This window comes from Pseudomonas yangonensis (assembly GCF_009932725.1).
Lineage (GTDB): Bacteria > Pseudomonadota > Gammaproteobacteria > Pseudomonadales > Pseudomonadaceae > Aquipseudomonas > Aquipseudomonas yangonensis.
The window spans coordinates 187,574-202,503 of sequence record NZ_BLJU01000007.1; the positions used below are offsets into that span (position 1 = coordinate 187,574).

Consider the following 14,930-nt stretch of genomic DNA (forward strand, 5'->3'; position numbering starts at 1 on the left):
AAAAACAACGATGAACAACAACCTTGTCGCGACGTCTAGCAAGCGTAGTTACGCCACCGCAATTGGAGCCGCAGTGGCGGGCTCGCTACTGAGCTTCGCCAGCCAGGCCGAACTACGTCCGGAACTGGCTCCCGGCGGCAACTTCGCCCTGGAGAACTGGTCGCTGACCTTGCCGGTTGATGCAGACGGCAGTAACCAGGGCCGCGCCCAAACGCTGCTTCCTGACCGGCTCAGCGGGCCGCAGGGATTCACCTCCCCCTACTTTCGCACCGACAGCGACGGCGCCATGACCTTCTGGGCCCCCGCCAACGGCGCACTGTCGGCGCGCGCGAACTATGCCCGCGCCGAACTGCGGCAAATGATCGACCCCAGCTCCAACGCCGTGAACTGGGACAACCAGGGCCGCGCACACCTGGACGCACGGCTGCGCGTTCTGCAGGTACCGGTGAGCAACGGCCTGGTGGCCGTGGGCCAGATTCACGCCTATGAGGCCATGCCGCTGGCCACCCTGTACTACCAGTACGACATGGATGCACAGAACGGTCGACTCTTCGCCACCGTCAGGGAAAGCCCGGAAAGCACCGAGGAAGGCAAACGCTATACCGTGGCGCAAGGCATTCAGCTCGGCCAGGCATTCATCTATCGCCTGGGCATGGCGCGCAACCGCGATGGCGTTGCCGAGGTGGCCATCTCGGTCAACGGCTCACCGGCGCTCCAGGTACCACTGGACCCGGCATGGGACAGCCGTACCTTCTACTTCAAGGCCGGCGCTCTGCTGAACAGCCGCAGCGATAACGGCGAAGATGGTGCACGGGTCAAGTTCTACCGCCTGGCCACCAGCCATCCCGCTGCCGGCCTGCACATCACCCAGCTTTCCGCATTGCCACAGGCCAGCGTCGGCGCCCCTTACTCCGTTCAACTGCAATCGCGCGGAGGCGTGGGCGGCAACACCTGGCGGCTGGTCAGCGGCTTCCCCCCAGCCGGCCTGACCCTGAGCCGCGACGGCGTGCTCAGTGGCGAGCCGCAACGTGCCACGTCGATCCCCGATGATTTCACGGCGCAGATTCGCGACGCCAACGGCAACACGGTTTCCAAGAAATTCTCCATCGTCATCAATCCCTGAGGCGAAGCTCGATGATGGTTGGCTGAGTCCCCGGGGCTCAGCCAGCACTCGACAGAATTCCCCGCTGCGCTTATCTTCTCGCCAGGCCGCCAGCTGCGGCCAACGTCGCTCGGACGGTTCCGGGCGCTCACGTACTCCCGAGGAAATCATGGCCGAGAAAGCCAAGCGCCGCTTTGCGCGCATCGATCGTCTCCCCCCCTACGTCTTCAACATCACCGCCGAACTGAAGATGGCCGCGCGCCGCCGCGGTGAGGACATCATCGACTTTTCCATGGGCAACCCCGACGGTGCGACTCCGCCGCACATCGTCGAGAAGCTCGTGCAGGTCGCCCAGCGTGAAGACACCCACGGCTACTCCACCTCACGCGGTATTCCCCGTCTGCGCCGCGCCATCTCGCACTGGTACAAGGACCGCTACGAGGTGGAGATCGATCCGGAAAGCGAAGCCATCGTCACCATCGGTTCCAAGGAAGGCCTGGCGCACCTGATGCTGGCCACTCTGGATCATGGCGACACCGTACTGGTGCCCAACCCCAGCTACCCGATCCATATCTACGGCGCGGTGATCGCTGGCGCCCAGGTGCGTTCCGTGCCGCTGGTGCCGGGCGTGGACTTCTTCGCCGAACTGGAACGCGCCATCCGCGAGTCGATTCCCAAGCCGAAGATGATGATTCTCGGCTTCCCCTCCAACCCCACGGCGCAGTGCGTGGAGCTGGACTTCTTCGAGCGCGTGGTGACCCTGGCCAAGCAGTACGACGTACTGGTGGTGCACGATTTGGCCTACGCCGACATCGTCTACGACGGCTGGAAGGCACCGTCGATCATGCAGGTCCCAGGCGCCAAGGACATCGCGGTGGAGTTCTTCACCCTGTCCAAGAGCTACAACATGGCCGGCTGGCGGATCGGCTTCATGGTCGGCAACCCCGAGCTGGTCAGCGCCCTGGCACGCATCAAGAGCTATCACGACTACGGCACCTTCACCCCGCTGCAGGTAGCGGCCATCGCGGCGCTGGAAGGCGACCAGCAGTGCGTGCTGGATATCGCCGAGCAATATCGTCAGCGCCGCAATCTGTTGGTCAAGGGCCTGCACGAGATCGGCTGGATGGTGGAAAAGCCAAAGGCTTCCATGTACGTCTGGGCCAAGATTCCCGAGGCCTACGCTCATCTGGGCTCGCTGGAGTTCGCCAAGAAGCTGCTGGCAGAGGCCAAGGTCTGCGTCTCGCCCGGTCTGGGCTTCGGCGACTACGGCGACGACCACGTGCGCTTCGCCCTGATCGAGAATCAGGACCGCACGCGCCAGGCGCTACGCGGCATCAAGGCGATGTTCCGCGCCGACGGCCTGCTACCGGGCAAGCCGACCAGGGCCGAGTGAGCGATCACTAAGGGCGCCGTCAGGCGCCCTTTTCGTTATGCGAAGGGAAACTGACAAGTTCTGCGACAATTAGGGACGTTAGCCCAGGCTAAGCGGTAGTTTCGGGTAATTGCCGGACAAAGTGAACGTCCGTACACTGCGCGCCCCTCCTCCTACGGTTTCCCCAAATGCTCTTCGTTTTGCGCATGCTGCTCATGGGCGTGCATTTCGTTTTCGCCGGCCTGGGCGGTCTGCTGCTCGGTCTGTGCCGCCCCTTCAACCCCGACAACAGCCGCCTCTGTGCACGCCTCTATTCGTTGCCTGCCTTGTGCCTGCTGCGCCTGAAGCTGAAGACTGATGTTCGCCCTCTGCTGGAGCATCAGCGTTCCTGCGTGATCATCGCCAACCACCAGTCCAATTTCGACCTCTACGTGCTCGGCCGCGTGGTGCCGAAACGTACCGTGAGCATCGGCAAGAAGAGCCTCAAATGGGTGCCCTTTTTCGGTCAGCTGTACTGGCTGGCCGGCAACGTGCTGATCGACCGCAGCAATGCCGCTGCCGCCAAGCGCGCGATGCTCACCACCACGGAAACCCTGCGCCATCGCGACACCTCGATCTGGGTCTTCCCGGAGGGTACGCGCAACCTCGGCCGCGGCCTGCTGCCGTTCAAAAAGGGCGCGTTCCAAATGGCCATCACAGCGGGCGTGCCGATCATCCCGGTATGCGTGAGCAACTACAGCAAAGCCATGCGCCTGAACCGTTGGGACAGCGGTCGTATTCTGATTCGCGCGCTACCGGCGATCCCCACCGCAGGGCTGAGCCTGGACGACATGCCCGCGCTGATCGAGCGCTGCCAGCAGACCATGAGTGAGTGCATTGCCAGCATGGATCAAGAGCTGGCCACGGCGTAAGTGATGGCGCGGGTTGCCGGGGAGAAACGACAACCCGCGCCAGCCATCAAACTGATCGATAGTTACTCTGCAGAGCATCCATTATTCAATCGAAATGACTTGAGCGATTCTGTGCCCACGCCAACGCCTGACCTGGAGCACAGAACATGTCCCGCCTCTCTCAAGCCGCCCGTAACGGCGCCCTCGCCGCCATCGGCCTGTATCTGATCAGCACCTCCACGGTACTGGTCCTGAGCTACGCCACCCTGCAGCCCAGTACACCGACCTTCGAACAGCCGGGTCCGCTGCACAGTCTGATCGGCCAGTTGCCAGCCCTGCTCGGCGCTGTTTCTCCGGGTTGAGTGGGCAATCATGATCAGGAAGCAACGTACCCGCCTGCTGATGCTGGCCAGCCTGTCTCTGCTGACGACCCTGCTGGCACTCAGCGGCGCCGGCAAGAGCTCGGCCGGCGCCGTGGCACGCAATATCGAATGCAGCCATAAACTGTCCCACCACCTCGACCTGGCAGAAAGCCTCAAGCGACAGCGCAGCAGCCCGCCACCGAGCCGAAGCGAACAACTCTCGCCCTACTTCGTACCAGCCAAGCACGCATGAAAAAGCCCGGTCAACCGGGCTTTTACTTGGTTCGAATCAGGCTCAGCCCTTGGCCGACCTGCCCTGCGCCACGAAACGCATCATCCACTCCGCCACGGCATTGCCCTGCTGCGAATGTTTGAGGCTGTCCACGCCTTGCTGGTAGATCTGTTCACCGAGATGCTGCTGACGCAGGTCGAGCAATGCACGTGAATAGTCGTGAACGAATTCCGGATGCCCCTGGAAGCACAGCACCTGGTCTTCGATATGGTAGGCGCCAATCGGGCAGAAATCGCTGGAAGCCAGCAGCGTGGCCTTCTCCGGCAGTCGGGTGACCTGATCCTGGTGGCTGATCAGCAGCTGCAGCTCGTCCAGCGCCGGAGTCATCCACTCGGGTTTGTTCTCCAGGCGATAGCTGTGTACGCCCACGCCCCAACCCTGCTCGGCACGTTCGGCCTTGCCGCCCAGCAGCAGCGCCAACAGCTGATGACCGAAGCAGATGCCCAGCAGCTTGTCGCCACGCTTGTAGCGCTCAAGCAGATATTCCTTGAGCGTCTGAATCCAGGGTTCGCTGCCAAAGGAATCGGCCTTGCTGCCGGTTACCAGATAGGCATCGAATTTCTCGCTATCGGGCGGGTAATGCCCCTCCACCACGTTGTAGACACTGAACTCCGCCGCCACCGGCTGTTGAGCGAAGAGTTGCTCGAACATACGGCCGTAGCCCTGATACTGGTCGACCAGTTCGGGGCGGAGGATGTCAGTTTCCAGAATGCAGATACGCAGTGACATGAGGTTTCCTGTGGCAAGCACGACGTGCGGGGAATTTGTGCGTTTTACTTAACACATGAATCTGCACAAAGAAATACCCGCCCTTATTTTTAGTGATATTTGCATGCGTTTCCCGCTGTGCAAGGCACCGAACGATCGTCAATTAAAATTGACAGCACAGCGGCGCACAGGTGCAGCGTCAGGCACCATCATCCGCTTCGATAGTTACCATGCACAGCATTAGCTTCTGTGATTGCCAGCTCGCGACCAATATCGGCACATCGGGCCATCGCCCTCATCGCACAGAAGGACATTGATCATGAGCATCTACGCCGCACTCGCCAGCTTCGCCGCCGCCTCCGCGTTCCAGACCGCTGCACCGGTTCGTCCCGAGCAGGCTGCTGCAGCCCGCGACGTTCGTCCCAGCTGAGACGACCGCAGGAGAGCAGCCATGCACAGCCAACTCAGCCTGGACGCCTACGGCGTCACCTATGTTCACCTGCAAGACGGCGGCCTGCAATTCGAAAGCGAAGCCGCGCTGCTGCTCGAAGACGGCAGCATGCTGACCTTGCGCATGCCGACCCGGCACAGCGAGATGCTGGCGATTCATGAAGCAGTCTGCATTCAGCAGGGCTGGTGCCAGCGGATCTGAGGCGGCTTTGGCGAAAGAAGAAACGGCCCATAGGGCCGTCTTCTTTCAGGGCCTAGGGCGCCTTAGAAACGCTCGTCACGGGCTGCCTTTTCCAGCAACAGTGCAGGCGGCAGAAAGCGCTCACCATACTGCTCGGCCAGATACTGCGCACGCGCGACGAAGTCCTTCACGCCGTACTGGTTGATGAACTGCAGCGCACCGCCGGTCCAGGCGGCGAAACCGATGCCGAAGATCGAGCCGATGTTGGCGTCGGCCACCGACCTCAGCACGCCCTCCTCCATACAACGCACCGTCTCGATGGCCTGGATGAACAGGATGCGATCACGTACGTCTTCCTGCGGAATCTGCGCATCGGCCTTCTCGAAGCGCGCCTTGAGCTCCGGCCACAGGTACTTCCGGCCCGTGGCCGGATATTCGTAGAAGCCCATGCCCGCCGCCTTGCCTGGCCGCTTGTACTCGTTAAGCATCAAGTCGATGACGGCAAAGGCCGGGTGCTCGGGGACGGTCTTGCCCTCGGCCGTCAGGTCCTTGATGGTCTGCTGGCGGATATGATTCATCAGGCTCATAGACACTTCGTCGCTGATGGCCAGCGGCCCGACCGGCATGCCGGCCTTGCGCGCCTCGTTCTCGATCATCGCTGCGCTGACGCCTTCGCCGAGCATGGCCAGGCCTTCATTGGTGAAGGTGCCGAACACGCGCGAGGTGAAGAAGCCGCGGCTGTCGTTGACCACGATGGGCGTCTTCCTGATCTGCATGACGTAGTCGAAGCCACGCGCTAGGGTCTCGTCCGAGGTCTGCTCGCCACGGATGATCTCCACCAGCGGCATCTTGTCCACCGGGCTGAAGAAATGCAGGCCGATGAATTTCTCCGGTTTTGCCACGGCAGTGGCCAGGCCGGTGATCGGCAGCGTCGAGGTGTTGGAGGCGATCACCGCATCGCTCAGCGCCGCGGCCTCGGCGGCAGCGGTGACCTTGCCCTTGAGCGCACGGTCCTCGAACACCGCTTCGATGATCAGGTCGCAGCCCTCGAAGTCTGCCTCGCTATCGGTGGCCTTGATCAGCCCCAGAAAGGCCTCGCGCTGCTCGGCCGTCATGTGGCCCTTGCCAACCTTCTTGTCCAGCAGCTTGGCCGAGTAGCTCTTGCCCTTCTCCGCCGCTTCGAGGGAAACATCCTTGAGCACCACCTGGATGCCGGCCGCTGCCGATACGTAGGCGATGCCAGCGCCCATCATGCCTGCACCGAGCACGCCGACCTTCTTCGTCTGGGTTTTCGGGTAACCCTGCGGACGCGAGCCACCGGCGTTGATCTCGTTGAGCTGGAACCAGAAGGTGCCGATCATGTTCTTCGCCACCTGACCGCAGGTCAGCTCGGTAAAGTAGCGCGCCTCGATGATCTGCGCGGTGTCGAAATCGACCTGCGCGCCCTCGACGGCGGCGCACATGATCTTCTCCGGCGCCGGGAAGCAACCCTTGGTCTTGTCGCGCAGCACGCTCGGGGCGATGGCCAGCATCTGCGCCACGTTCGGCGAGCTGGGCGTGCCGCCGGGAATCTTGTAGCCCTGCACGTCCCACGGCTGTTTGGCGGCCGGGTTGGCGACGATCCAGGCGCGAGCCTTGGCCAGCATCTCTTCGCGGTCACTGGCCAGGTCGTGGATCAGACCAGCCTTGAGCGCGGCGTCCGGGCGTACCTTCTTGCCCTCGGCCAGGTACGGCAGGGCCTTTTCCAGGCCAAGCAGGCGCACCATGCGCACCACCCCGCCACCGCCCGGCAGCAGACCTAGGGTGACCTCCGGCAGGCCCAGTTGCACGTGGTTTTCGTTCAGCGCGATGCGGTGATGGCAGGCCAGGGCGATTTCCCAGCCGCCGCCCAGCGCCGCACCGTTGATGGCGGCGACCACGGGCTTGCCAAGGGTTTCCAGGCGGCGCAGCTGACCCTTGATTCTCAGGATCATCTCGTAGAAGCCCTGGGCCTCGGCCTGGGTGACCTTGATCAGTTCATTGAGGTCGCCGCCAGCGAAGAAGGTCTTCTTCGCCGAGGTGACGATCACCCCGGCGATCGAGTCCCTTTCCGCTTCCAGGCGGTCGACGATCTGGCCCATGGCCTCGCGGTACACCGCGTTCATGGTATTGGCGCTCTGGCCGGGCATGTCCATGGTCAGGACGACGATATTGTCCTGGCCCTTTTCGTAACGGATGGCGTCAGTCATTTACCTGTTCCTTTTCGGCGCTGGGCCGTAGGAGCGAGCTTTGCTCGCGAAGGGTTGTGCCAGGTTCGCGAGCAGAGCTCGCTCCCACAAGAACCCAATCAAATACGTTCGATGATGGTGGCGATACCCATACCGCCGCCTACGCAGAGCGTGGCCAGGCCGTAGCGCAACTGACGCTTCTCCAGCTCGTCGAGCAGCGTGCCGAGGATGGCGCAGCCGGTGGCGCCCAGCGGGTGGCCCATGGCGATGGAGCCGCCGTTGACGTTGACCTTGTCCTCGGCAACGCCCATGTCCTTCATGAACTTCATCACCACCGAGGCGAAGGCCTCGTTGACCTCGAACAGATCGATGTCGTCGATGGACAACCCCGCCTTGGCCAGCGCCTTGCGCGTGGCCGGCGCCGGGCCGGTGAGCATGATGGTCGGGTCGGTACTGGTCACGGCGGTGGCGACGATGCGCGCGCGCGGCTTCAGCCCCAGTTCCTTGCCCTTGGCTTCGGAGCCGATCAGCATCAACGCCGCGCCGTCGACGATGCCGGAGCTGTTGCCGGGCGTATGCACATGCTCGATACGCTCGACATGGCTGTAAACGCGCAAAGCTGTGGAATCGAAGCCCATCTGCCCCATCATCTCGAAGCTCGGCTTGAGCTTGCCGAGGCCTTCGACGGTCGAGTCGCCACGGATGAATTCGTCATGGTCGAGCAGCACGATGCCGTTCTGGTCGGTCACCGGCACCAGTGACCTGGCGAACGAACCATCGGCGCTGGCGCGCGCGGCCTTCTGCTGCGAGCGCAGGGCGAAGGCATCGACATCGGCGCGGCTGAAGCCCTCCAGCGTGGCGATCAGGTCGGCGCCGATGCCCTGCGGGACGAAATTGCTGTGCATGTTGGTTTCCGGGTCCATGACCCAGGCACCGCCGTCCGAGCCCATGGGCACGCGCGACATGGACTCCACGCCGCCGACCACCACCAGATCCTCGAAACCGGAGCGCACCTTCATCGCGCCCATGTTCACCGCCTCCAGGCCCGAGGCGCAGAAGCGGTTGAGCTGCACGCCGGCGACACTGATGTCCCAGTCCGCGACCATGGCGGCGGTCTTGGCAATATCGGCGCCCTGATCGCCCACGGGCGTCACGCAGCCCAGCACGATGTCGTCCACCTGGCTGGTATCCAGGTCGTTGCGCACCTGCAGCGCCCGCAACAGGCCGGCAACCAGTTGCACCGGCTTGACGCTGTACAGTGCACCATCCTTCTTGCCCTTGCCACGGGGCGTGCGCACCGCGTCGAAAATATATGCTTCGGTCATGGCGTCCTCGGAGACTAATACGGCGCTGGCGGAACAGGTTGCCCCAACCACGCATGTTCATATTGAGCCTGCCTACCATAGCGCCGAGGCGTTGGGGCTCAATGACCGAAGCGCTCAGCGCCATTGACCACTGAGCTCAGACGAACGGTCGTTTGACCTCCAAGAAGCGGTGAAGCTTCCGCAGACTGTCTGCCTCAAGCCTCGCTGCCCGGTGACCCGGATCTATGCATAGCCCGAAGTTCTAACCAAGGATCATTAGCAACCAAGTCATCTAAAGGACCACTGATGCCAGCCCTAGAGTTAATTCTGTTCCCGCCACCAAACGGGTTCAGGGAGCCGCTGCCGGGACATGCCGGGGCGGTGAATCAGAACCACGCCCAGGCGTGATACAGCGATCTGCCAGGCAGTAAGGCAGCACCCAACGCCACCCATAACAACAAAAGGCACGCGGCCATGTTCAAACAGCCGAAATACCGCCAGGCAGGGGTCATCCTCTTCGCCACGGCGGTCGTCCTGATCCTTCCCAACCTGACCCGTCTGGTCAGTTGAAGCTCGCAGCCCCGCCTGCGCCGGCGCCGTGCTGCGCTCAGCGCAGGGCGGGTATCCACCATGCCAGTAGCAAGGGAATGAGCGCGAATGCAAGTAGCGTCGAGCACAGCACCAGGCTGGCGACCTGCTCTGGCGAGCGGCCTGCGCGTACGGCGAACAGGTAGTTGAACACCGCCACCGGCATCGAGGCTTGCAGCACCAGCACGGCATGGGCCAGTGGCTGCAGCCCCATCGCCCAGCCGACGAACCAGCCCAGCGCCGCCCCGCAGACAATGCGCAACAGGCCCAGCAGCAGGCCATTGCCCAGATGCTGCACACGGATGCTCGCCAGCGATACGCCCAGGGTGAGCAGCATCATCGGGATGGTCATGCCGCCCAGCAGGTCGACGGTGTTGGCCAGCCAACGGGGCAGCTCGAAGTCGAGAAACAGCACCGGCAGCACCAGTGCCAGGCTGATCATGATCGGATTGACCAGCAGTCCCTTGAGCGAGCGCTCGGCCCCGGACAGCAACATACCGACGCTGAAATGACCCACCGACAGCACCAGGAAGAAGGCCACCGACAATGCCAGGCCAGCCTCGCCGAAGGCGAACAGCGCCATGGGCAGCCCCATGTTGCCCGAGTTGGAAAACAGGAAAGCCGGCACCAGCACCTTCCAGTCGATGGCGAACAGGCGACTGAGCAGCACGCCTACCAGCCCCATCGACAGTGTCACCAGCACACAGGCCAGAGCCATCTGCGAGAAGGCGCCAAGATCCAGTTCGGCTCGGCTCAGGGTCGAAAGCACCAGGCAGGGCGTGCCGATATTCAGCACCAGACGCGCGACGAAATCCGTCGGATAGGCGTGACCGCTGCGCGCCCAGCCGTAGCCGATACCCGCTGCGATCAACACCGGGGCCAGAACAGCGAACAACTCGGCTAACATCTGCGACTCCCGCCATATCGAGCGAGGCATCCTAGACTGCACGCATGGCTCGGGCAATGATGCCTGGCTCATCCATCCACTCCGGAGCTCGCCATGCGCCTGATACTTCTGCTAGCCGGCCTACTCGGCCTGCTCACCGCCCAAGCCGGTGAAATAGACCGGGCTGCGGCCATCTCTGCCCTGCAGCGCAACGACAGCCTGGTGATCGACGTACGCAGTGCCGAGGAATTTGCCCAGGGCGCGCTGCCCGGTGCAATCCGTATCGGCCATGACGAGATCGCCGCGCAGATCGCCAGCGTCGCCCCGGACAAGGATCGCCCGCTGGTGCTGTACTGCCGCAGCGGGCGCCGCTCGGCACTGGCCCAGCAGCGCCTCGAACAATTGGGCTACCGTCAGGTGATTAATGCCGGGGCCTATGACGAGCTGCTGCCACTACTGGAGGACAGCCAATGAAGCTGATCCTGCTGCTAGCACTCATCAGCCTGACGAGCGCATTACAGGCAGCCGAGTTCGAAGTGCAGCTCGAGGATGGCCGGCGCGCCTGGAGCAGCAGCGAACTGCTGAAACATCCGCAGGCGCGCGATATCGAGATCAGCGACGACGTCAGCTACCAGCGCAGCATGCGCTACCGCGCCGTTCCGCTAAGCGTGCTGCTGGAAGGCGTTACCCCAGGTGATCATTTGCAAGCCGTGGCCCTCGACGGTTTCGCCGCGGAACTGCCGGCGGCGATCCTGCTCGCCAGCGAGGGCGCCAAGGCCTGGCTGGCCATCGAAGACCCGCAGCATCCCTGGCCGCCGCTGGTTAAAGGCAAGTCCAGCGCCGGGCCGTTCTACCTGGTCTGGACCGATCCGGCAGCCAGCCAGATCGCCCCCGAGCAATGGCCATTTCAGGTCGCCAGGATTCGCCAACTGGCCCCGGTGGAGCAGCGCTTCCCTGCCCTGCTGCCGGCAACGGATGCCGGCGCTGACGTCCAGGCCGGCTTCGCCGCCTATCAGAAGAATTGCATGGCCTGCCATCGCCTCAACGGTGCCGGCGATGCCGAGTTCGGCCCGGATCTGAACATTCCGCACAACCCGACCGAATACTTCACCGGTGATTTCCTGCGCCAGTACATCCGCGACCCGCAGAGCCTGCGCCGCTGGCCACAAGGGCGCATGCCCGGGTTCAGCGAGCGGACCATCGACAATACGGAGCTGGAGCAGCTGATCGGCTACCTGCAGCATATGGCGCAGCGCAAGATCACGTTCTAGGAGGCCTGCATGCACCGCAGCAGACTGGGCAACATCGTCATCGACTGCAACACGCACGACCTATTGGCCGATGCCCGATTCTGGAGCCAGGCGCTGGGCTATCCGCTGCCGGAGAAGATCGACGGCGACAGCCCGTTCATTCAGTTGCAGACCCCGCCGGGCGAGGTGCAGGTGATCATCCAGCGCGTGCAGCATGAGGCCCGCGCTCACCTGGACATCGACAGCGATTCGATCAGTGCCGAAGTCGCGCGCCTGCAACGCCTCGGCGCCCAGGTGGTGACGCGCAAGGACGCCTGGGTCGTCATGCAGGCGCCCAGCGGCCACCGTTTCTGCGTCGGCAGCCCCTACCGCGCCGGCTTCGACGAACATGCCAATCACTGGAATGCTCATACGGACCGAAAGGCCTGAATTCACTGGCGATGCGCGCGCCTATCCACTGGCAGTGACAATCGGCCAGCGACGCTGAAACAGGCGTTCCCCTCCTTTCACCCGATGCTGGCAAGCCGCTGGGCAATGACCTGCACCGTGCAATCCAGGTGCTGTTGATGAGTAAAACCCGAAGCCTTCAGCGGCTTGAGATCATGATCGGCAGCCTGCAGCCAGTGCAGTTCGATGGCCGGTGACAGGTTGTATCCTGCGACAGCCTCGCGATTACCCAGCGCATCGCGCTCCCCCTGAACGATCAACGTCGGCGTGCGCAGCTCGGCCAGATGTGCGACCCGCGGTTTTTCCGGCTTGCCGGCCGCATAGAAGGGATAGCCCAGACAAATCAGCGCTGAGGCGCCCAGTTCGTCAGCCAGCAGGCTGGCCATACGCCCGCCCATGGACTTGCCGCCGATGGCCACAGGCCCTGCGACCTGTTGGCGCACCTGGGCATGTACATCACGCCATTGCTGCAGCAGCTGCGCCTGCGGATTGGGCGGCCGTTTACGCCCATCCACCCGCCGCTGCGCCATGTAGGCGAACTCGAAGCGCACCACCCGCACGCCGCGTGTGGCAAGGCCCTGCGCAATGTACTGCATGAACGCGCTGTCCATCGGTGCGCCCGCGCCGTGCGCAAGGATCAGCGTGCTCGACGCCGCCTGCGGCGGTTCGTCCCACAACCAGGGTAGCCCCTGCTCACATTGACCGGCGTCAATAAACCCAGATGGCCCTTTGCTCATGCTTGCCTCGCGTCGATAACCGTGGTGTTCGTGGCCTGCTCATGCCTGCGTCCATCACGGTTATCGGCCGCTCTGCCATAACCGTGGATGGAAGCCCAGACATGAACACAACAACCCGTTCCGCCTACAACTACAGGGTGGTTCGCCAATTCGCCATTATGACGGTGGTTTGGGGCATCGTCGGCATGGGACTCGGCGTATTCATCGCTGCCCAGCTGGCCTGGCCCGAACTTAACTTGAACCTACCGTGGACAAGCTTCGGCCGTCTGCGTCCCCTGCATACCAATGCAGTGATCTTCGCCTTCGGTGGCTGCGCTCTGTTCGCCACCAGCTACTACGCGGTGCAACGCACCAGCCAGACCACGCTGTTCGCGCCCAAGCTGGCTGCCTTCACCTTCTGGGGTTGGCAACTGGTGATTCTGCTCGCAGCCATCACCCTGCCCCTGGGCTGGACCAGCTCCAAGGAATACGCCGAACTGGAATGGCCGATCGACATCCTGATCACCATCGTCTGGGTCTGCTACGCCATCGTCTTCTTCGGCACGGTGATGCAGCGCAAGGTCAGCCACATTTACGTGGGCAACTGGTTCTTCGGGGGGTTCATACTCACCGTGGCCATCCTGCATGTGGTCAATAACCTGGAAATCCCGGTCACCCTGACCAAGTCCTACTCGCTGTATGCCGGCGCCACCGATGCAATGGTTCAATGGTGGTACGGCCACAACGCCGTAGGCTTTTTCCTCACCGCGGGCTTTCTGGGCATGATGTACTACTTCGTGCCCAAGCAGGCCGGTCGCCCGGTTTATTCCTATCGCCTGTCCATCGTCCACTTCTGGGCGCTGATCGCGGTATACATCTGGGCCGGCCCGCACCACCTGCATTACACCGCGCTGCCTGACTGGGCCCAGAGCCTCGGCATGGTGATGTCGCTGATCCTTCTGGCTCCGAGCTGGGGCGGCATGATCAACGGCATGATGACGCTCTCCGGCGCCTGGCACAAACTGCGCACCGACCCGATCCTGCGTTTCCTGGTCGTGTCGCTGGCCTTCTACGGCATGTCCACCTTCGAAGGCCCGATGATGGCCATCAAGACCGTCAACGCCCTGTCCCACTACACCGACTGGACCATCGGCCACGTGCACGCCGGGGCGCTGGGCTGGGTTGCCATGGTGTCGATCGGCTCGCTGTATCACCTGATTCCCAAGGTGTTCGGCCGCGAGCAGATGCACAGCATCGGCCTGATCAATGGACACTTCTGGCTGGCCACCATCGGCACCGTGCTGTACATCGCCTCGATGTGGGTCAACGGCATCACCCAGGGCCTGATGTGGCGCGCAGTCAACGAAGACGGCACCCTCACCTACTCCTTCGTCGAAGCGCTGGAAGCCAGCCATGTCGGCTTCGTGGTGCGGGTGATCGGCGGCGCGATCTTCTTCGCCGGCATGCTGCTGATGGCCTGGAACGTCTGGCTGACCGTACGTAGCGCCAAATCGACCGAGATGGAAGCCGCTGCGCAGTTCTCGGTAGAAGGAGCCCACTGATGAAACACGAGATTCTCGAGAAGAATATCGGCCTGATGGCCCTGGTGATGATCCTCGCGGTCAGCATCGGCGGCCTGACCCAGATCGTCCCGCTGTTTTTCCAGGACGTCACCAACGAGCCGGTCGATGGCCTCAAGCCCTACACCGCGCTGCAACTGGAAGGTCGCGACATCTACATCCGCGAGGGCTGCGTCGGCTGCCACTCGCAGATGATCCGCCCGTTCCGCGCCGAGACCGAGCGTTACGGCCACTACTCCGTAGCCGGCGAAAGCGTCTGGGATCACCCCTTCCTGTGGGGCTCCAAGCGTACCGGTCCTGACCTGGCCCGTGTCGGCGGTCGTTACTCGGACGAGTGGCATCGCGCCCACCTGTACAACCCGCGCAACGTCGTGCCCGAGTCGATCATGCCCGCCTATCCCTGGCTGGTCGAAGACACCCTCGACGGCAAGGACACCGCCAAGAAGATGAGCGCGCTGCGCATGCTTGGCGTGCCCTACAGCGACGATGACATCGCCGGCGCCAGTGACGCGGTCAGGGGCAAGAGCGAAATGGACGCCTTGGTCGCCTACCTGCAGGTGCTCGGCACCGCTGTGAAGAACAAGAGGTGAGCGCC

The 14,930-nt window shown here is 63.1% G+C and carries 17 protein-coding genes; 12 read left to right on the top strand and 5 right to left on the bottom strand.

Translation table 11 applies throughout. The features are described 5' to 3' along the window. The first annotated feature begins 10 nt into the window (after positions 1-10). The 5 genes from GYB81_RS12270 (at position 11) to GYB81_RS12290 (ending at position 3,979) form a co-directional block, all read left to right on the top strand. Complete coding sequence (locus GYB81_RS12270; protein ID WP_161865401.1) at positions 11-1,123, top strand: polysaccharide lyase family 7 protein; 1,113 nt, start codon at positions 11-13, stop codon at positions 1,121-1,123. A gap of 148 nt (positions 1,124-1,271) precedes the next feature. After that, positions 1,272-2,495: an alanine transaminase gene (alaC, locus tag GYB81_RS12275; protein ID WP_161865400.1), complete on the top strand. Its 1,224-nt coding sequence runs from the start codon at positions 1,272-1,274 to the stop codon at positions 2,493-2,495. Positions 2,496-2,662: 167 nt separating this feature from the next. After that, positions 2,663-3,385: a 1-acylglycerol-3-phosphate O-acyltransferase gene (locus GYB81_RS12280; RefSeq protein ID WP_161865399.1), complete on the top strand. Its 723-nt coding sequence runs from the start codon at positions 2,663-2,665 to the stop codon at positions 3,383-3,385. A 146-nt stretch (positions 3,386-3,531) separates the two neighbouring features. After that, positions 3,532-3,726: a hypothetical protein gene (locus GYB81_RS12285; RefSeq protein WP_161865398.1), complete on the top strand. Its 195-nt coding sequence runs from the start codon at positions 3,532-3,534 to the stop codon at positions 3,724-3,726. A 10-nt stretch (positions 3,727-3,736) separates the two neighbouring features. Then, the gene (locus GYB81_RS12290; RefSeq protein WP_161865397.1) at positions 3,737-3,979 is read left to right on the top strand and encodes a hypothetical protein; all 243 of its coding nucleotides are present in this window, start codon (positions 3,737-3,739) and stop codon (positions 3,977-3,979) included. A 42-nt stretch (positions 3,980-4,021) separates the two neighbouring features. Here GYB81_RS12290 and GYB81_RS12295 read toward each other — a convergent pair whose 3' ends face one another. Continuing rightward, positions 4,022-4,747: an amidotransferase gene (locus GYB81_RS12295; RefSeq protein ID WP_161865396.1), complete on the bottom strand. Its 726-nt coding sequence runs from the start codon at positions 4,745-4,747 to the stop codon at positions 4,022-4,024. Positions 4,748-5,045: 298 nt separating this feature from the next. On the opposite strand from GYB81_RS12295, the gene GYB81_RS25015 reads away from it, so the two are divergent. Further along, positions 5,046-5,156, top strand: a complete 111-nt coding sequence (locus tag GYB81_RS25015; protein ID WP_283089146.1) for a PA2485 family small membrane protein — start codon at positions 5,046-5,048, stop codon at positions 5,154-5,156. A gap of 21 nt (positions 5,157-5,177) precedes the next feature. Continuing rightward, positions 5,178-5,378, top strand: a complete 201-nt coding sequence (gene ptrC / locus GYB81_RS12300) for a type III secretion system co-regulatory protein PtrC (protein WP_161865395.1) — start codon at positions 5,178-5,180, stop codon at positions 5,376-5,378. Between the two features lie 62 nt (positions 5,379-5,440). Here the strand turns inward: ptrC and GYB81_RS12305 are convergent, their stop codons facing one another. The 3 genes from GYB81_RS12305 to GYB81_RS12315 form a co-directional block, all read right to left on the bottom strand. Then, positions 5,441-7,585 (bottom strand): 3-hydroxyacyl-CoA dehydrogenase NAD-binding domain-containing protein, encoded by a 2,145-nt coding sequence (locus GYB81_RS12305; RefSeq protein WP_161865394.1) that lies wholly within the window; start codon positions 7,583-7,585, stop codon positions 5,441-5,443. Between the two features lie 98 nt (positions 7,586-7,683). Further along, positions 7,684-8,889, bottom strand: coding sequence for an acetyl-CoA C-acetyltransferase (locus GYB81_RS12310; protein ID WP_161865393.1), 1,206 nt, complete (start codon positions 8,887-8,889; stop codon positions 7,684-7,686). A gap of 586 nt (positions 8,890-9,475) precedes the next feature. Next, complete coding sequence (locus GYB81_RS12315; RefSeq protein WP_161865392.1) at positions 9,476-10,363, bottom strand: AEC family transporter; 888 nt, start codon at positions 10,361-10,363, stop codon at positions 9,476-9,478. A 93-nt stretch (positions 10,364-10,456) separates the two neighbouring features. Between GYB81_RS12315 and GYB81_RS12320 the strand changes: the two genes are divergently transcribed. The 3 genes from GYB81_RS12320 to GYB81_RS12330 are packed head-to-tail and all read left to right on the top strand — an operon-like array spanning position 10,457 to position 12,021. Further along, positions 10,457-10,816, top strand: coding sequence for a rhodanese-like domain-containing protein (locus GYB81_RS12320; protein WP_161865391.1), 360 nt, complete (start codon positions 10,457-10,459; stop codon positions 10,814-10,816). Next, complete coding sequence (locus GYB81_RS12325; protein ID WP_161865390.1) at positions 10,813-11,613, top strand: c-type cytochrome; 801 nt, start codon at positions 10,813-10,815, stop codon at positions 11,611-11,613. Before GYB81_RS12320 ends, GYB81_RS12325 begins: the two co-directional genes overlap by 4 nt. Before the next feature lie 9 nt (positions 11,614-11,622). After that, complete coding sequence (locus GYB81_RS12330; protein ID WP_161865389.1) at positions 11,623-12,021, top strand: VOC family protein; 399 nt, start codon at positions 11,623-11,625, stop codon at positions 12,019-12,021. Between the two features lie 77 nt (positions 12,022-12,098). On the opposite strand, the gene GYB81_RS12335 is transcribed toward GYB81_RS12330, so the two are convergent. Further along, the gene (locus GYB81_RS12335; RefSeq protein ID WP_161865388.1) at positions 12,099-12,776 is read right to left on the bottom strand and encodes an alpha/beta family hydrolase; all 678 of its coding nucleotides are present in this window, start codon (positions 12,774-12,776) and stop codon (positions 12,099-12,101) included. Positions 12,777-12,877: 101 nt separating this feature from the next. On the opposite strand from GYB81_RS12335, the gene ccoN reads away from it, so the two are divergent. Both ccoN and ccoO read left to right on the top strand, forming a co-directional pair. Beyond that, positions 12,878-14,317, top strand: a complete 1,440-nt coding sequence (gene ccoN, locus GYB81_RS12340; RefSeq protein ID WP_161865387.1) for a cytochrome-c oxidase, cbb3-type subunit I — start codon at positions 12,878-12,880, stop codon at positions 14,315-14,317. Continuing rightward, positions 14,317-14,925 carry a cytochrome-c oxidase, cbb3-type subunit II gene (ccoO, locus tag GYB81_RS12345; protein WP_161865386.1) on the top strand — a complete coding sequence of 203 codons (609 nt, stop codon included), beginning with the start codon at positions 14,317-14,319 and terminating at the stop codon, positions 14,923-14,925. The genes ccoN and ccoO overlap by 1 nt, the downstream gene beginning before the upstream one ends. The last annotated feature ends 5 nt before the right edge of the window (positions 14,926-14,930 follow it).

Excerpts from the sequence above, each read along its gene's own strand:
- GYB81_RS12270 (WP_161865401.1), top strand. The coding sequence starts at position 11 with ATGAACAACAACCTTGTCGCGACGTCTAGCAAGCGTAGTTACGCCACC.
- alaC (WP_161865400.1), top strand. The coding sequence starts at position 1,272 with ATGGCCGAGAAAGCCAAGCGCCGCTTTGCGCGCATCGATCGTCTCCCC.
- GYB81_RS12280 (WP_161865399.1), top strand. The coding sequence starts at position 2,663 with ATGCTCTTCGTTTTGCGCATGCTGCTCATGGGCGTGCATTTCGTTTTC.
- GYB81_RS12285 (WP_161865398.1), top strand. The coding sequence starts at position 3,532 with ATGTCCCGCCTCTCTCAAGCCGCCCGTAACGGCGCCCTCGCCGCCATC.
- GYB81_RS12290 (WP_161865397.1), top strand. The coding sequence starts at position 3,737 with ATGATCAGGAAGCAACGTACCCGCCTGCTGATGCTGGCCAGCCTGTCT.
- GYB81_RS12295 (WP_161865396.1), bottom strand. The coding sequence starts at position 4,747 with ATGTCACTGCGTATCTGCATTCTGGAAACTGACATCCTCCGCCCCGAA.
- GYB81_RS25015 (WP_283089146.1), top strand. The coding sequence starts at position 5,046 with ATGAGCATCTACGCCGCACTCGCCAGCTTCGCCGCCGCCTCCGCGTTC.
- ptrC (WP_161865395.1), top strand. The coding sequence starts at position 5,178 with ATGCACAGCCAACTCAGCCTGGACGCCTACGGCGTCACCTATGTTCAC.
- GYB81_RS12305 (WP_161865394.1), bottom strand. The coding sequence starts at position 7,585 with ATGACTGACGCCATCCGTTACGAAAAGGGCCAGGACAATATCGTCGTC.
- GYB81_RS12310 (WP_161865393.1), bottom strand. The coding sequence starts at position 8,889 with ATGACCGAAGCATATATTTTCGACGCGGTGCGCACGCCCCGTGGCAAG.
- GYB81_RS12315 (WP_161865392.1), bottom strand. The coding sequence starts at position 10,363 with ATGTTAGCCGAGTTGTTCGCTGTTCTGGCCCCGGTGTTGATCGCAGCG.
- GYB81_RS12320 (WP_161865391.1), top strand. The coding sequence starts at position 10,457 with ATGCGCCTGATACTTCTGCTAGCCGGCCTACTCGGCCTGCTCACCGCC.
- GYB81_RS12325 (WP_161865390.1), top strand. The coding sequence starts at position 10,813 with ATGAAGCTGATCCTGCTGCTAGCACTCATCAGCCTGACGAGCGCATTA.
- GYB81_RS12330 (WP_161865389.1), top strand. The coding sequence starts at position 11,623 with ATGCACCGCAGCAGACTGGGCAACATCGTCATCGACTGCAACACGCAC.
- GYB81_RS12335 (WP_161865388.1), bottom strand. The coding sequence starts at position 12,776 with ATGAGCAAAGGGCCATCTGGGTTTATTGACGCCGGTCAATGTGAGCAG.
- ccoN (WP_161865387.1), top strand. The coding sequence starts at position 12,878 with ATGAACACAACAACCCGTTCCGCCTACAACTACAGGGTGGTTCGCCAA.
- ccoO (WP_161865386.1), top strand. The coding sequence starts at position 14,317 with ATGAAACACGAGATTCTCGAGAAGAATATCGGCCTGATGGCCCTGGTG.